At 61.1% G+C, this 15523-nt stretch carries 17 protein-coding genes; 4 read left to right on the plus strand and 13 right to left on the minus strand.

Annotated features, from left to right (window positions below; translation table 11 throughout):
* Positions 1–236: 236 nt before the first annotated feature.
* The 13 genes from flgL to LPW29_RS07870 all read right to left on the minus strand — a co-directional run bounded on the left by flgL (position 237) and on the right by LPW29_RS07870 (position 12807).
* A complete protein-coding gene (gene flgL, locus LPW29_RS07810; RefSeq protein WP_238627547.1) occupies positions 237–1502 on the minus strand; it encodes a flagellar hook-associated protein FlgL in 1266 nt (421 codons plus the stop codon).
* Between the two features lie 3 nt (positions 1503–1505).
* A complete protein-coding gene (flgK, locus tag LPW29_RS07815; RefSeq protein ID WP_238627548.1) occupies positions 1506–3359 on the minus strand; it encodes a flagellar hook-associated protein FlgK in 1854 nt (617 codons plus the stop codon).
* 67 nt (positions 3360–3426) lie between these two features.
* Positions 3427–4419: a flagellar assembly peptidoglycan hydrolase FlgJ gene (gene flgJ / locus LPW29_RS07820; protein WP_238627549.1), complete on the minus strand. Its 993-nt coding sequence runs from the start codon at positions 4417–4419 to the stop codon at positions 3427–3429.
* Between the two features lie 21 nt (positions 4420–4440).
* A complete protein-coding gene (locus LPW29_RS07825; protein ID WP_090250503.1) occupies positions 4441–5523 on the minus strand; it encodes a flagellar basal body P-ring protein FlgI in 1083 nt (360 codons plus the stop codon).
* A gap of 58 nt (positions 5524–5581) precedes the next feature.
* Positions 5582–6235 (minus strand): flagellar basal body L-ring protein FlgH, encoded by a 654-nt coding sequence (gene flgH / locus LPW29_RS07830; protein ID WP_238627572.1) that lies wholly within the window; start codon positions 6233–6235, stop codon positions 5582–5584.
* 118 nt (positions 6236–6353) lie between these two features.
* Positions 6354–7142 (minus strand): flagellar basal-body rod protein FlgG, encoded by a 789-nt coding sequence (flgG, locus tag LPW29_RS07835; RefSeq protein ID WP_238627550.1) that lies wholly within the window; start codon positions 7140–7142, stop codon positions 6354–6356.
* Between the two features lie 23 nt (positions 7143–7165).
* Positions 7166–7906, minus strand: coding sequence for a flagellar basal body rod protein FlgF (locus tag LPW29_RS07840; RefSeq protein ID WP_238627551.1), 741 nt, complete (start codon positions 7904–7906; stop codon positions 7166–7168).
* Between the two features lie 21 nt (positions 7907–7927).
* Positions 7928–9157 (minus strand): flagellar hook protein FlgE, encoded by a 1230-nt coding sequence (flgE, locus tag LPW29_RS07845; RefSeq protein WP_238627552.1) that lies wholly within the window; start codon positions 9155–9157, stop codon positions 7928–7930.
* Between the two features lie 42 nt (positions 9158–9199).
* Complete coding sequence (locus LPW29_RS07850; protein ID WP_177169793.1) at positions 9200–9877, minus strand: flagellar hook assembly protein FlgD; 678 nt, start codon at positions 9875–9877, stop codon at positions 9200–9202.
* A gap of 13 nt (positions 9878–9890) precedes the next feature.
* The gene (gene flgC / locus LPW29_RS07855; protein ID WP_238627553.1) at positions 9891–10310 is read right to left on the minus strand and encodes a flagellar basal body rod protein FlgC; all 420 of its coding nucleotides are present in this window, start codon (positions 10308–10310) and stop codon (positions 9891–9893) included.
* A 16-nt stretch (positions 10311–10326) separates the two neighbouring features.
* Positions 10327–10728 carry a flagellar basal body rod protein FlgB gene (flgB, locus tag LPW29_RS07860; RefSeq protein WP_090249782.1) on the minus strand — a complete coding sequence of 134 codons (402 nt, stop codon included), beginning with the start codon at positions 10726–10728 and terminating at the stop codon, positions 10327–10329.
* A gap of 185 nt (positions 10729–10913) precedes the next feature.
* Positions 10914–11747, minus strand: coding sequence for a CheR family methyltransferase (locus tag LPW29_RS07865; protein ID WP_090249779.1), 834 nt, complete (start codon positions 11745–11747; stop codon positions 10914–10916).
* A gap of 130 nt (positions 11748–11877) precedes the next feature.
* On the minus strand, positions 11878–12807 hold the full coding sequence (locus LPW29_RS07870) for a chemotaxis protein (protein WP_238627554.1): 930 nt from the start codon (positions 12805–12807) through the stop codon (positions 11878–11880).
* 216 nt (positions 12808–13023) lie between these two features.
* Here LPW29_RS07870 and flgA point away from each other — a divergent pair, with 216 nt between their 5' ends.
* The 4 genes from flgA (at position 13024) to LPW29_RS07890 (ending at position 15508) form a co-directional block, all read left to right on the plus strand.
* Positions 13024–13752 (plus strand): flagellar basal body P-ring formation chaperone FlgA, encoded by a 729-nt coding sequence (gene flgA, locus LPW29_RS07875; protein WP_238627555.1) that lies wholly within the window; start codon positions 13024–13026, stop codon positions 13750–13752.
* Positions 13753–13842: 90 nt separating this feature from the next.
* Positions 13843–14154 (plus strand): flagellar biosynthesis anti-sigma factor FlgM, encoded by a 312-nt coding sequence (gene flgM / locus LPW29_RS07880; protein ID WP_238627556.1) that lies wholly within the window; start codon positions 13843–13845, stop codon positions 14152–14154.
* Between the two features lie 4 nt (positions 14155–14158).
* Entirely contained in the window at positions 14159–14641 is a 483-nt protein-coding gene (locus tag LPW29_RS07885; RefSeq protein ID WP_090249769.1) for a flagella synthesis protein FlgN, read from the plus strand.
* Between the two features lie 120 nt (positions 14642–14761).
* Positions 14762–15508 carry a flagellar brake protein gene (locus LPW29_RS07890; RefSeq protein WP_238627557.1) on the plus strand — a complete coding sequence of 249 codons (747 nt, stop codon included), beginning with the start codon at positions 14762–14764 and terminating at the stop codon, positions 15506–15508.
* The last annotated feature ends 15 nt before the right edge of the window (positions 15509–15523 follow it).

Consider the following 15523-nt stretch of genomic DNA (forward strand, 5'->3'; position numbering starts at 1 on the left):
GGGGATTTTATCATGGCCAGAGGGATGGTGCCCGCCGCCCCCTCATCCCCGACCCTTCTCCCCGGAGGGGGAGAAGGGAGAATGACAGTGGCTTCATGGGAGAAGTCTTTGAGCCCCTCTCCCGCTGGCGGGAGAGGGGTTGGGGTGAGGGTGGGGCTGAAGGCACTGTGCCCACCGCTCCCCTCATCCCCGACTCTTCTCCCCGGAGGGGAGAAGAGAGCTTATGGCCTCTTCGATCAGCGGATGTAATCAAACAAGGAGAGGCGGGCCACCTGCGTGTACGACTGCTGCGCCGCCTGCAAACCCACCTGCTGCAGGTTGAAACGACTGATGGCCTCGGCATAGTCCAGATCGCGGATCTCGGAGATGGTGGTCTCCAGCTGCAGGATCTGATCCTGGTTGAGGTTATCCTGGTTCTCCAGGGCATTAAGGCGCGCACCCACGGTGGCGCGGGTATCCAGGACGTGGCCCAGGGCGTTGTCCAGTTCGGACAGGCCCCGGTTGATGGCGTTGTTCACCGGGGCGGTACTGGTGCCCACCGGGGATTGCAGGGCATCGATGATGTTCTGGACGCCGGCAAAGAGGCTTTGGGGGTCGGAAGGGCGAATGGTGAACTCGTCACCGTCAGCCGGAGTGCCCTTGAGATCGAAGCTGATACCATTGAACTCAATGGCCTCGCCACTCTGGAAGGGCTGATCCGTGGGCAGGCTATCGAATGGAGGCGTGGTGATCCCCGCTCCGTTATCGAATGCCTCGATCGAAAATGTCTCGCCATCGTTATCGAAAGTGACCTTATATTCCAATTCTCCCGAAACAGCCCCCACTGCGTTTTGCCAGGCACCGCGATCGACCACATCCCCTGAACTGATGACACCCGAGCCCGCATTGTCCTCCTTCGGCACGGTGAGGAAGGTCCCATTCCCATCCTTGAGTGCCCCGGGCACATTCGCATCGCCGAATACCTGATTACCCGGATCTCCCACCGCCAGCTTGCGCACGGGGCTGATGTCCACTTGCCGGGCGTTATCATCCCCCTGGTAACTGACCTCGCCACCCTGCGTGACAAAAGGCTGGGTCTGGGACTTGTAACCCGCGAACAGGTACTCCCCATTGGCATCGCGGGTATTGGCCAGGTCCACCAGGCCATCGAGCACCTGCTGCATCTCGCCGGCGATGTAGCGCCGGGTTTCGTCGGTTTCTGTGGCGTTATTGGCCTTCACGGAGAGTTCGCGGATGCGCTGCAGGCCATCGCCCACGGAGGCCAGGGTGACCTCGGTGAGGCGCAGGCGCTGCTCGGCCAGGCCGCCGTTGCGCTGGAACTGCTTGGTCTGATCGATACGGCTCTCGAATTGCAGGGCCTGAACACTGCCACTGGGGTCGTCCGAGGGTGACAGGATGCGGCGCCCGGTGCCCAACTGGTTCTGGGTGCGAGAGAGCTCGGCCTGCTGGCGCTGAATCACGTCGATGCCGTTCTGGAAGATATGGCTCGTGGATATACGCATGATCTATCGCCTCACTGCGCCGATAAGGGTGTCGAACAGCGTGCTGGTAATGCTGATCACCTGAGCGGAAGCCTGGTAGGCCTGCTGGAATTTAAGCAGGTTGGCTGCTTCCTCATCCAGATTGACCCCGGAAAGACTTTCCCGCTGGGCCTGGGCATCCGCCAGCAACCGAGCCTGGGATTCGGCAGCCACCTGAGTCTGACGGGTCTGTGTGCCCACCTTGCCGATCAGGCCGTTGTAGGCGTCCTCGATGGAACTCTTGCCCCCGTCCAGGTAACCGGTGGACTGCACCTGCGCCAGGGCCAGGCCGTTACGGTTATCGCCGGGGCCTGGGTCGGTGTTGCGGTTCAGTTCCACCGTTCCAGGATTACCATCTGAGCGAACCACCAGTTCGATGCCATCCACCACCTTCTTCCATACGCCCGCCCCCGGCTCAATTTCGTCATTACTGTCGAAACTAAAATTCACCGAATTGGTCGCGGTCGCTGGCAGATCGTTTGGCTTCACCACACTCAAGGACTGGACATCGACCTCAGGATCGGCCAACCACCCTGCAGCCGCAGCGAGTTTATCCGGCTCGGTGATGTTCACCTGCATCTCCCGGGCCGCATTACGGGTTGGGCGGATCAGGAAGCTATCACCCTCATCTGCCCCTACGGGTTCCTCAATCAACATACCCGCGGCGCGCACCGGGTCACCACTGGTGAAATCAAGCGTTTGTGGCGAACTGCCGGGAACGGTATCCAATACCCAATTGCCACCCTCACGAGTCATGCGGTAATCCCGACTCGTCAATTCAGATAGACCCTCCGGATCAATAGTGACCTTGGGTTTCTCAGCAGTGTTTCCAGAGGCCGACAAAACTTCAGGTCGAGGCACGTTAAAAAAGGCCTCCCCCGGATTGCCATCCAGATCCAGTCCCGCCTGATGCTGATTGTTGAACCCCACAGCAACGGAAACCGCGACCCGCCCCAGTTCATTCTGGGCCTCGTCCAGCACCGAGCTGCGCAGGTCCAGCAGACCACCCAGTTTGCCGCCTGAGATCAGGTTGGTGACATTGACGCCCTTATCCCCCTGGGCACCGAACGTGATCTCCAGGGGCGCCCCCGGTGTCGGGCGGTTAGCGGACAACGGCGTGGCCTTGTTGCCCAGCACCACTCCTTGGCCACGGCCGATGAAGACGTTCATGGCTCCGTCATCCTGCACGGTGGTTCTCACGTCCACGAACTTGGACAGTTCCAGGACCATCTGGTCCCGCTTGTCCAGCAGGTCATTGGGAGGCTGACCCCGGCCCTGAGCGGCCACAATCTGCTGGTTCAGTCGGGCGATGGAGTCGCTGTATCCATTAATCTCATCCACCCCCGCGCCAATCTGGCCATCCACGATGGTCTGCTGGTCGCTGAGCCGCTGGCTCAGGAACTTGAAGCGATCCACCAGTGATTGGGACTCCGAGATCAACACGGTGCGGTTGGCGCTGGAGGTGGGGTCATTGGCCAATTCCTGGGTGGCCGAGAAGAATTGCTGCAGACCAGGCGACAGGCCCGCAGCCGGATCGGCCAGGAGGTTATCCACCCGGCTGATGAAATCCCGCTGTGTACTGTGATACTCACTGGCCGTGGTGTTGTTGCGCAACTGGGTCTGCACGAACTCGTCGTACATCCGTCGCACGGTGGTCACGTCAACGCCCTTGCCGATATACCCCCCTCCCGAAAACTGAGCCGGACGGGTTTCCTGCTCTGTCCGCTGACGGCTGTAGCCATCGGTATTCACGTTGGAGATATTGTGGCCGGTGGTATCCAGCGCACGCTGCGCCGCATTGAGCCCGGAGGTGGCAATACCAAAGAGTCCAGCACTCATGATGCCCTCCTGGCGGCAGTCCGCAGTGTGAAATGAATGGGGTGCATGAACATGATCGTTACCTCCTTCAGGATAGCGGCCACTCGCCGCCAGACTTGAGTCCGGCCAGGGTGTCGCTGAGTGTGCCACGCCGCATGATGTTCAGAATCTTGTCCGCGTAGTCGGGATCGGTGGCGTAGCCTGCATCCTGCAAGCCGCGCACATACTGTTCCGGATCACCAGCAGCCTCCAGCGCATGCCGGTAGCGAGGATTACCGCGCAGGAAATCCACATAATCTGCAAAGCTCTCGGCCACACCGTCATAAGAACGGAACTGGGCCCGCTCCAACTGGGGCAGATCCTGCACATATTCCAGGGTCTGTACCGTGGCCCGGTCACCCTGCCAGCGGCTGTCCGCCTTGATGCCGAACAGGTTATGACTGCTGCGCCCGTCCCCGTGATGAATCACATGTTGCCCCCAGCCTGTTTCCAGGGCGGACTGGGCCACCAGCACCTCGGGAGCCACGCCCAGTTCGGCTGCGGCCTGCTGTGCATGGGGCCAGACGTCGCGAATGAACTCCTGAGGGGACTGTGGCGACCACGATCCATCACCACCGGCTACCCCCACACTCTGGCCGGGCTTCACGCTGCCAGCTTCCACGGCATGGTCATGACCAGCGGATGCAGTCGGTGCCGCCACCGCCGCCTCGATGGCGGCACGCAAGGCGGGCACTCGATGCGTGGGCATTTCCAGTGCCCGGTCGTCGTCGCGCCGTGCCTCCGGTCCCGACAGCTGCCTTGCCACCTGTTCACGCAGACCGATCCCCTGCCCTTGAGCCATATCCAGCGCCACCTGCTGGTCGAACATGCCTTCAAACATGCGGGTCTGCTGGCTGTTAAGAAGGCCTTCTGCTGGCGCGGCCTCACGCATGCTCTTGATCATCATCTGGATGAACAGGGCCTCGAACTGCCGCGCCACCTCGTCGGCCGCCTCGGGCGACTGGCTCTGCACACGGCCCCGCAGCTCACCCAGACCTGCCATATCCGTGTAATTAAAGCTGTTGGCGATGTAGGCACTCATGGCAGCGGCTCCCGTCCCGGATCAAATGATGACCAACTGGGCTCGCAAGGCACCGGCTTCACGCAGGGCTTCCAGGATGGACACCAGGTCCCCCGGGGCCGCCCCCACCTCATTCACGGCACGCACGATCTCATCAAGCGACACCCCCGGATCGAACAGGAACATGCGGGCATCTTCCTGGGCTACCTGAATGTCCGTCTGCGGGGTGACCACGGTCTCCCCCTGGCCCAGGGGAGCCGGTTGACTGACCTGGGGTCTCTCGGTGATGGTCACGGTCAGGTTGCCGTGGGACACAGCCGCCGGGCTGACCTGAACATTGCTGCCGATGACCACGGTGCCCGTGCGCGAGTTGACGATCACCTTGGCCGGCGGGTCACCGGGCTGCACCCGCAGGTTCTCCAGCATGGAGATGAAGGTGACCCGCTGGCCCGGATCCTGAGGGGCACTCACCCGCACCGATGTGCCGTCCACTGGATGGGCAGTGCCGGGACCCATGGTGTCATTGATGACATCACTGAGCCGATTGGCCGTGGTGAAATCGTGCCGGTGCAGATTGAGGGTGAGGTGATTGCCCCGGGCAAAACCGGAGGGCACCTCACGCTCCACCGAGGCCCCGTTGGGTATACGGCCCACACTGGGGACGTTCACGGTCACCTGGGAGCCATCGGCTCCTTCCACCCCCAGTCCACCAACGGCCAGGTTCCCCTGGGCAATGGCATAGGTACGACCATCAGCCCCCTTCATCGGCGTCATGAGCAGACTGCCACCGCGCAGGCTGCCGGCGTTGCCGATGGAAGAGACGGTCACATCAATGGTCTGGCCGGGTTTGGCAAATGGCGGCAGATCCGCATGCACCATCACCGCGGCCACGTTGCGCAACTGTGGATTCACATTGGGCGGAATGGTCACGCCTAATTGCCCCAGCATGTTCTTGAGGCTCTGGACCGTGAACGGGGCCTGGGTGGTCTGGTCGCCCGTGCCGTCCAGGCCCACCACCAGACCGTAACCGATCAACTGGTTGCTGCGCACCCCATCCACCGAGGCCAGATCCTTGACCCGGTCGGCAGCATCCACCGGCGCAGGCAGCATCAGCCCCAGTGACATCACGGCCAGGGCCCAGACGATCAGTAATGTGCGTATGGATTTCATGAACGCCTCTCCCCTAGAAGGGCCACACGGGGCTGTTGAAGAATCGCGTCAACCAGCCGGGGTTGTTGCTGTCCGCCAGAGTGCCGCTGCCACCATAGGCCACCTGGGCATCGGCAATCTGATTGGAGTTCACCGTGTTGTCGGCACGGATATCCACGGGACGCACAATGCCCCGCAGGCGAATGAATTCCTGCCCCTGGTTGATCTGCAGCCATTTTTCTCCCTGCACCACCAGGTTCCCGTTGGGCAGGACCTGGGAGACCATCACGGTGATGGAGCCATCCAGCTGGTTGCTCTGGGATGCGTCGGCCTCGCCGTCAAACTCCCGGGAGCCGCCCACAGAGGCATCCAGCAAGGGCACACCACCGCGGGTGACCGGCCGACCCAGCACTGTGGGATTATTCAGGTTCGCGTTGGATTCCTTGCTGGTGGAGGTACTGGCCGACTTGCGGGCCTGCGTGCGCTCCGCCAGGACCACCGTGAGTACATCCCCCACCTGGCGGGCCTTATAATCAGCGAACAGCCCCTGGTTGGAGGTGGGCTGGAAGATGGCGCCGTTATTCTGCTCTGGAGGCAGCGGCTGTGGCGGCGTGATGGCGGTGAACTTCGGGTCGTCACCGCGCTCCACCGGCGTCATGGTGGCGCAGCCCCCCAGCCATAGGGACATAAGAACCACGACCAGCCCCAGTCGCGGCAGACCGGGCCGACCTGCACTGCCACATGCATGTGTGGATCGCTGTCTGTTCATGGTCTTACCCCTTCAATGCCCCGATACATCACCCTGATTACAGGTTCTGGTTGAGGAACTGCATCATCTGGTCGGCGGTGGAAATGGATTTGGAATTGATCTCGTAGGCCCGCTGGGTCTCGATCATGTTCACCAGTTCCTCGGCGATATTGACGTTGGAACTTTCCAGGGAGCCCTGCATCAACCGGCCGAGGCCATCCTGACCCGGGTTGCCCTGCTGGGGCGCCCCGCTGGCGGCAGTCTCCACGAACAGGTTCTGCCCCACCGGCTCCAGGCCGGCGGGATTGACGAAATCCGCCAGCTGAATGTTGCCCACTTCCACCGGAGCGTTTTCCTCGCCCTGAAGGGTGGCGCTGACGATGCCATCCTGACTGATGTGGATGCTCTTGGTGCCCTCGGGGATGAAGATCCCCGGCTGTAATTCGTAACCATTGGACATCACCATCTGTCCATCGGCGTTCAACTGAAAGCTGCCATCACGGGTGTAGGCCACGTTGCCCTCCGGGGTGAGGATCTCGAAGAACCCTCGCCCCTGGATGGAAAGATCCAGGGCATTGTCTGTCTGAGTATGATTTCCTTGGGCGAATATCTTCTCCGTCGCCACGGTGCGCACCCCCACACCGGTCATCAGACCGGTGGGCAGCTGGTTGTTCTGGGCCTCCTGGGCGCCGGGCTGGCGGATGGTCTGATAGATCAGATCCTCGAAGGAGGCGCGCCCCTTCTTGAAGCCCGTGGTATTGACGTTGGCCAGGTTGTTGGACACCACATTCATGCGTGTCTGCTGGGCATCCAGGCCAGTCTTTGAAATCCAGAGTGCTTGATTCATGACGAGAGTCTCCTGGCTGGGCCTTAGGAGATGCGCAGCAGTTGCGAACTGCTGCGATCCAGTTCTTCGGAGGTTTTCATGAGCTTCACTTGTGTCTCGAAGTTACGAGACAGTTCGATCATGTTGACCATGGCTTCCACGGTGTTCACGTTGCTGCCCTCCAGCATGCCGGACTGTAGCCTCACCTGGGCATCCGCCGGCTCGACGCCACCGTCCGCACGCCGGAACAGGCCATCCTCGCCGCGTTCCAGGTCCTGCAGATTCGGATTCACCAGTTTCACGCGGCCCACTTCCGCCAGGACGTTGGGCTGCTGCCCCAGTGGACGCACACTGATGGTGCCGTCACCACCGATGAGAAGCGTCTCGGATGGCGGGATGGCGATGGGACCGTCATCCCCCAATACCGGTCGACCGTCGACCGTCGTCAACAGGCCCAGAGCATCCACCTGCAGGTTACCGGCCCGGGTAAAGGCCTCATTGCCATCGGCGCCCTGCACAGCGATCCAGCCATCCCCCTGCACCGCCACATCCAGATCGCGACCGGTGGAGATCTGCGGTCCGTGGGCAAAATCGGCGCGCATGGATTCCAGCTGCACATAGTCCCGGGAGTCGTACACCGGGCCATGCATGGGGTGGTTGATGAATGCCTCCAGGTTCTTCTTGAACCCGGTGGTGCTGGCATTGGCCAGGTTGTGGCTGTTCACCTCCTGGGAATGCGCCGCCTCCCGGGCACCGGTCATGGCGATATAGAGCATGCGGTCCATGATGAGGCCTTACCCTTTCCGTTACCGGATGTTGATGATGGTCTGGGTGATGGTGTCGGCAGTGCTGATCACCTGGGCATTCGCCTGATAATTGCGCTGGGCCGTGATCAGGTTCACCAGCTGCTCGGCGATATCCACGTTGGAGTTCTCATATGCGCCGCCCTGAATCAGACCGAAACCGGAATCACCGGCACGACCCATCAGGGGCTCACCGGATCCGAAGGTCTCCACCCAGTTGGTGCCTCCCACCGGTTGAAGCCCCTGTGGATTATCGAAGCTGGCCACGGCCACCTGGCCCAGGGAGCGGTTGACGCCGTTGGTAAACCGCGCGAACACGGTGCCATCGGACTCCACACTCACATCGATGAGCTGACCCGGGGCGAAGCCGTCCTGCTTGAGACGGCTGACGCTGAAGCGATCGCCATAAAGGGTGGTTTCAGTGAAATCGACGTCAATATCCAGCGGCTCTGCCCCATTGCCTGGGTCAAAACCCAGGTTGAAAGGATCAGGAGCGACGGTATCCAACGTCCCGTCCTCATTAAAGGTCAGGTCGGCGGCCCCTCGGCTTTCAGGCCCAATGGCCGGATCGGTTTCAGCGAAAGCCTCAACATTCCAAGTGTTTTCGTCAGTTCGCTGAAGAAACAAGGACACCGTATGCTCCCCCCCTCGTGAGTCATAAACAGTCAGGGAAGTCGACTCGTTATAGGTCTCGGGATCCTCTGGGTCTATAGTGACCGCAGGATCCGCCGGATCCGCCGGGATCGTGGGCGCGGCCGCGCTCAGATTCATCAAGGCCTCAATCTCAGTCGTCGCCTGCGGTTCGGCCTCTCCCGTGGTCAAACGGATATCCCCCACATCGGCACCCCCTTCGGGTGGATAGCCCTGCAACCGCTGCCCGGCAGAATTGATGATGAACCCCTCCTTGTCCGCTATGAACTGGCCGGCACGGGTGTACTCGCGGATGCCGTCACGCTCGACAGTGAAGAAACCGCGGCCGTTCAGTGCCAGGTCCAGGTTATTCTGGGTGAACTCCAGGTCTCCCTGATTGAATTGCTGGGAGACATCCGACAATTGCACCCCACTGCCGGTGGCCAGATTGGAAACCCCGGCGTATGACAAAGCGAACACGTCGGCAAACTCCGCCCGGGACCCCTTGAAGCCCGCGGTGGAGGCGTTGGAGACATTGTGGCCGGTCACCTCCAGATCCTTGGTGGCCGCGTTCAGTCCCGTCAGTCCGATATTGAATGGCATGCTATACCCCTCATAGTGATGATCAGCCGATGGCGAGATGCATCAGCCGATGCGTCGTACCTCGGAGAAATCCATCTCCCCAAAACCCTCGATTTGCAGCTTGATGCCGCCGTTTCTCTGATCCGTGCGCACACTCTCCACGCGGGAATTCAGCAGCAGTTCAGGCTGCTCGCTGCTGCCGTCCCGCACCGCATTGGCGCGAAACTCGTAGACACCGGCTGGTGCCCGCTCGCCCTGATCGGTCATGCCGTCCCAATGGAATGACTGCATCCCCGAAGCCTGAGCCCCCATGGGAATGCGCCTGACCAGTGCACCCGCAGCGTCATAGACACCCACGGTCACCTCTTCGGCGGAGGACTTGAGATCCAGCGCCCCCCGCACGCCGCCCTCGGGTCCAAGACCCGCCATATCCACCGGCACCAGCACCTCACGGTCCACCAGGCTTGCCGCCTGCAGGGTCTGGGCCGATTGCACGGACTGGGCGATGCCCTCAAAGGACTTCTGCAACTCGCCGATGCCATTCACCGTACCGAACTGGGCCATCTGCCCCAGAAAATCCCCGTTCTCCATGGGCTCGAAGGGATCCTGGTTCTGCAACTGGGTGATCATGAGCTTGAAGAAATCCTCCTGACCCAACTCGCCCTGCTGACTCTTGTCGGCACGCTGGGTATTGGTCGACGAAAGCCCCAGTCCCTCCAGCATGTTCAGATCAACGCTCATGGTTCATACCTCCTTAGCCCTGCCCCAGCTGAAGCGTGCGCAGCAGCAGTTGCTTGGTGGTGTTCATGACTTCCACATTGTTTTCATAACTGCGCGAGGCCGAGATCATGTTGGCCATCTCATCCACCATGTTCACGTTGGGCATGAAGACATACCCATCCTCGTTGGCCTGGGGATGCGCCGGCTCATACTTCGCCCGCGCTGGCGCATCGCTTTCCACGATGTCCATGACGCGCACCGGCATCGTGGAACTGTTGGGATTGAGTTGATCCATCACCGTTTGAAACACCGGCTGCTTGGAGCGGTAGGCCCCCTCCTCGGTGGTGCTGCCCACCTGCGCATTGGCCATATTGCTGGCAATGGTGTTGAGCCTGACGGACTGGGCGCTCAACGCCGAGCCGGAAACATCAAAGACCTTGAACATGTTGCTCATGATTCAATCCCCCGGCCTACTGGCCGCCCTTGAAGGCGTTGCGCAGGCCCGTAAACTTGTCACCCAGAAAATCCAGGCTCGCCTGGTACTGAACAGCATTCTCGGCAAAGGCCGACTGCTCCAGTTGCGGATCCACCGTATTGCCGTCCAGGGAAGGCTGAGTCGGCACCCGGTACAACGGCTCCCCCAGGCCTCCGCCGCCGCCTGCCGCGTCCAGGTGGGATGCATGGGTTCGACGCATGGACAACTGGTCCGGTTGATGCTGCTGTTTGAGCACCTGCCGGAAATCCAGGTCGCGGGCCTTGTAATTGGGGGTGTCAGCGTTGGCGATATTGGACGCGAGCAGCTCCATGCGCTTGGAACGCACCTGCAGCGCTGCATCGTGAATACCCAGGGCGTTGTCAAATGAGAGCGGCATGATCTTCGACCTCAAGAAAATCTCTTGTCAGTCGAAATGCAAACAGCATGCCATGCGCCGAATAAGCGCTTTTTCAATCACTTGGAGAGGAGGTTAAACCAGGAAGAGCGGGCAATCCGGCAAGAAACCGCCGGAGGAGACCAGGGCACGATGAGGAAAGTCGAAAGTTTGACGCCGCGGAACAGTTACTTCTTGAGGCGGTAGACCACGCCCGGGCTGCAGCGCACCATCTCGAAGGCGTCGGAATAATTGGCCATGGACTCAGAGGCCCCCAGGAAGAGGTAGCCGCCCGGATTAAGGATCTGGGAGATGCGCTTGAGAATGGTCCGCTTGGACTCGAGAGAGAAGTAGATCAACACGTTACGACAGAAGACGATATCGAATCGCCCCATGGCATTGTAGTTGTCCAGGAGATTGAATTCCCGGTAACTGACACGGGCCTTGATCTCCGGCTTCACTTCCCAACGGTCGCCCTTCTGGATGAAGAACCGATTGCGCCGATCCAGCGACAGCCCCCGGGCCACGGCCAGGGAGTCGTAGCTGCCTTCCCTGGCTTCGCGCAGCACGGCACCAGAGATATCCGTGCCAAGGATCTGCACATCCCTGAGGCTGCCGGCTCGCGATTGCAGATATTCGCTGGTGGCCATGCTGATGGAATAGGGTTCCTGGCCGGAGGAACAGGCAGCGCACCAGATGCGCACCGTGGAACCGGGGGATTTTTTGGCCAGTTCCGGATAGATCTGATTCTTGAGGATCTCGAAGGGGAAGACATCCCGAAACCAGTAGGTCTCGTTCGTGGTCATGGCTTCGATCACCCGTTCACGCAGACCGGAGCGGCCACCGCGCTTGAGCAGTTTGAGCAACTCGCTGACCGAAGCAACGGAGAATTCCTTCATCAGCCGGGACAGCCGGCTGGTCACCAAGTAGTGCTTGTTATCTCCCAGCACAAGACCGCAGGACCGCTCAAGAAAGATCTTGAAGTCCTCGTAATCCTGGGGTTCGATCGGGCCTGATGACAATGTTTTGGTGCTTCCCGGTTAATGGATTGTGCCTGCCTCCGGTGATGAACCGGAAAACGCAGTATACCCGCAAATGGCCCCGCGGGCGGCAACGAGTTGCCGCCGATGGCAGCCCCCTGCCCTGTGTCCGTTACTGCCCGACCTCTTCGGGCTGCAGGTGGCCCAGCACGGCCTCAGCCAGCTCATCGGGACTGAACTTCGGCAAAAATCGGTCCGCCCCTGCCTGACGCACCATGGCCTCGTTAAAGGTACCACTCAAGGAAGAATGTAACAGGATGTACAGGCCAGACAAATCCGTTGTCTGGCGGATCTCGGAAGAAAGCGTGTATCCATCCATGACGGGCATCTCGATATCCGAGATCACCATGCCGATCTGTTCATCAATAGGGCCTTGCTGAGCCATTTCCTTGAGCTTGGTGAGCGCTTGCTGACCATCATTGGCCACGATGGCCTCAACACCGATCTGGGCGAGCGCGCGGACGATCTGCTTGCGGGCCACCGAGGAGTCATCCGCCACCAGGGCCCGGCGTACCCGCCCGCCCTCGCGGATGGCCCGGGACAGGGCCTCATCCACATCCTTGGAGGGACCGGTCACCATTTCCAGCACCTTTTCCACATCGATGATTTCCACCAGCCGATCCTCCACCTGAGTGACGGCCGTCAAAAAGCTGTCCTTGTGAGTGCCCCGAGGGGGCGGGCGGATCTGATCCCAGTTGAGATTGATGATGCGATCCACCGAGGCCACGAGCAAACCCTGCACCGAGCGGTTGAACTCGGTGAGGATGACGAAGGCCTTTTGCTCGTGTTCCGGTGCTGCCATACCGATGGCCTGGGCCAGGTCCACCACCGAGACGGTTTGCCCACGCAAGGTGGCCACACCGCGCACCACGGAGTGGGCGCTGGGCATGCGATTCAGTGGTGGGCAGGCGATCACCTCGCGCACCTTGAAGACGTTGATGGCAAACATCTGTCGCGTACCCAGAGAAAACAGCAACAGCTCGAGGCGGTTCTGCCCGACCATCTGGGTACGCCGATTCACACCATCCAACAAGTCGCTCATGGGCCCCTCCTGCGGAACACCCGGGGATAAACATGGCCAATCTACCGGGTTATCGGCGGTTCGGGGCAATCCTTGATGCCTGATCTGGCATTGGGATTGCATCCCTTCACACCAACAGCCCCCGGTGCCGGAATCCCGGCAACGAATGCGCGGAGTACGATTATGAACCAAGTCAGACATGCCTGTCTCATGCACCCGCCCCATGGATCCCGCGTCATGCGTAAACGTCGTGGATGGAGCAGATCCGTCCTGGCGTGCCTGACCCTGTGCCTACTGGTACTGCCACCCACAACCCTGGCCTCGGAGGTGGAACCTCATGCCAATATTCTCAACGCCGCCCGGGAATTTCTCACCGAACAGGCCCGGCAACATCACGGCGACGATCTGGAGGTCCGCGTAGTCCCGGGAAGACTGGATCCGAGACTGCGACTGCGGGCCTGCGGCGCCCCCCTGGAGGCCGATCTTCCGCCCGGAGGACGCATGGTGGGCAACACCACCGTGGGGGTCCGCTGCCCAGGCCCCTCGCCCTGGAACCTGTATGTACCCATGCAGGTGAACGTGAGCGGCGAGGTCGTGGTGCTCGACCGTTCCCTGCCTCGCAGGGCTGTACTATCCTCAACTGACATACGTCTGGAACGCAAGGCACTCGATGGCCTGCACAGCGGCTATCTTGTAGACCCGGAACGCGCCAATCACATGGTGCTGCGTCGCGCCCTGCGCGGTGGTACCGTGCTCACGCCCCACATGGTGGAGCCGCAGCGGCTGGTGCATCGCGGCGAGCGGGTCACCCTGTTATCAGAGAACGCTGCGATCAGCGTGCGCATGGCGGGCGAGGCCATGGCTGACGGCGCCTACGGGGACCGGGTACGGGTACGCAATCTGTCATCCCGACGCGTCGTGGAGGGGCGCGTACTCTCCGCCGGCGTGGTGGGTGTTAATATGTGACGCCCGACACATAATGCGGGTTAAAGAATTCCCAGGACGAGCCGATAAAAGGACCATCAGAGGCGGTATTTGTATGTGCGAGGAACGGATATGTCCATCGAAGTCAAGAATCTAAGCCAGCCGCAGGCGCGGGGTGCCAGTGACAGTCGTGGCACCACCGAGAGCGCTCGTGGCGGCAAAGGGGCCGGTCAGACCCCGAGCCCGGCCGACAATACGGCCGACAAGATCACGCTCACCGGGGCAGCGAGACGCCTCAGCGACCTGGAGCAGACCGCGGCTTCCCAGCCCCAGGTGGACGAAAAACGCGTCGCCGAACTGCGTCAGGCCATCCAGGATGGGAGTTATCAGGTGAATGCCCAGGACGTGGCGGAAGGGCTCATGAAATCGGAAAATCTGTTCTGATCACATGAACCCCACCCCCTTCCCCGAACACCTGGACCAGATCCTCAGCCAGTCCGTGCGTGAGGCCACCAGCCTGGAATCCGCCCTGCAGCGTGAGGGCGCAGCCCTGGCATCCCGCGACCTGGACGAACTGAACGCTGCCGTGGCCGATAAACAGGTCCGCGTGCAAGCACTGGAAGCGCTGACCCGTCAACAAACGGAATTGCTGCAACGGGAAGGTTATGAGACCAACGCGCATGGCATGGACCGAGTGCTGCGCGACTGGGACGAAGACGGTGTACTGCGTCCCGTCTGGGAGCGCCTGGTGGAAGTCATGTCTCACTGCCATCGCCTGAATCAGGTCAATGGCGGTGTGGTGGAAACCAGCCGACGCCGGGTGGACCAGGCGCTGCATATCCTGCGCGGAGAGGAAGCCCGCACCGAACTCTACGACCCCCACGGCCGCGCCTTCTCGGCCAGTTCCTCCCGCCCGATCACCAAAGCCTGATCCCGCACATCATCCGGCGGCGATTCCCAGCCGCCATGTATCTCACGCTGTGCTAACCTTATATTGATGGGTTTAGTCAAACCCGTAGGCACACCTGCCCGCATGGGGAGAGCAAGCGCCATGGCACAGATGCAGACACTGGCCCGTCACGCGCCGGCCATAGAATTGGGACGCCCGATGATGACTGCGGACGACATCCTTTCACAACTGAGGGAACTGGAAGCGCGCGGTGCTCCACTGAGCGTGCGACTGGGAAACGAACAGGAGTTCTTCAACAGCCGCATATTGCGCATGGACCCTTCCCATGGATGGTTGTTCCTGGAAGAACTCGTGCCCTACCAGGGCCACCTGAGGGTCGCCCCCAGGCAACCCATGCATGTATACGCCATCATCGGTGAGATGGGCGCCCATTTCTGCTCCAAGGTGCTGCACACCGGCGAGCACGATGGTGTGGCCTTCTATGTACTGGGACTTCCCGAACACATGGATTCGGAACAGAAGCGCACCCATTTCCGCACACCCGTGGAACAGGCCCTGGACACCCCGTTGACACTGACCAATCGCGAAGGGCGTCAGTTCACCGGTCGGCTGGTGGATGTCTCTCTGGGTGGGCTGCGCGCCTATTTCGACCTGGATACACCGATCGGCGCCAGGGAACTGCTCAACGTCAAAGGTCTGACGCTCCCCGGCATCCCGCCCATCGACTGCGGGCTACAGGTGCGATTCGCCAGAGAGGACAAGGGCAAGGGACTACGCTTGGTGGGCGGACGATTCTTCGACCTGAATCCAGAGGATGAACAGCACCTCCTGCGGACCCTGCTGTTACTGGAACGAGAGCAGACTCACCATGGCGGGCGTCGTGACTGAGGACTTGCGGTGGAT

It is taken from the genome of Ectothiorhodospira sp. 9100 (assembly GCF_022227565.1).
Classification (GTDB): domain Bacteria; phylum Pseudomonadota; class Gammaproteobacteria; order Ectothiorhodospirales; family Ectothiorhodospiraceae; genus Ectothiorhodospira; species Ectothiorhodospira marina.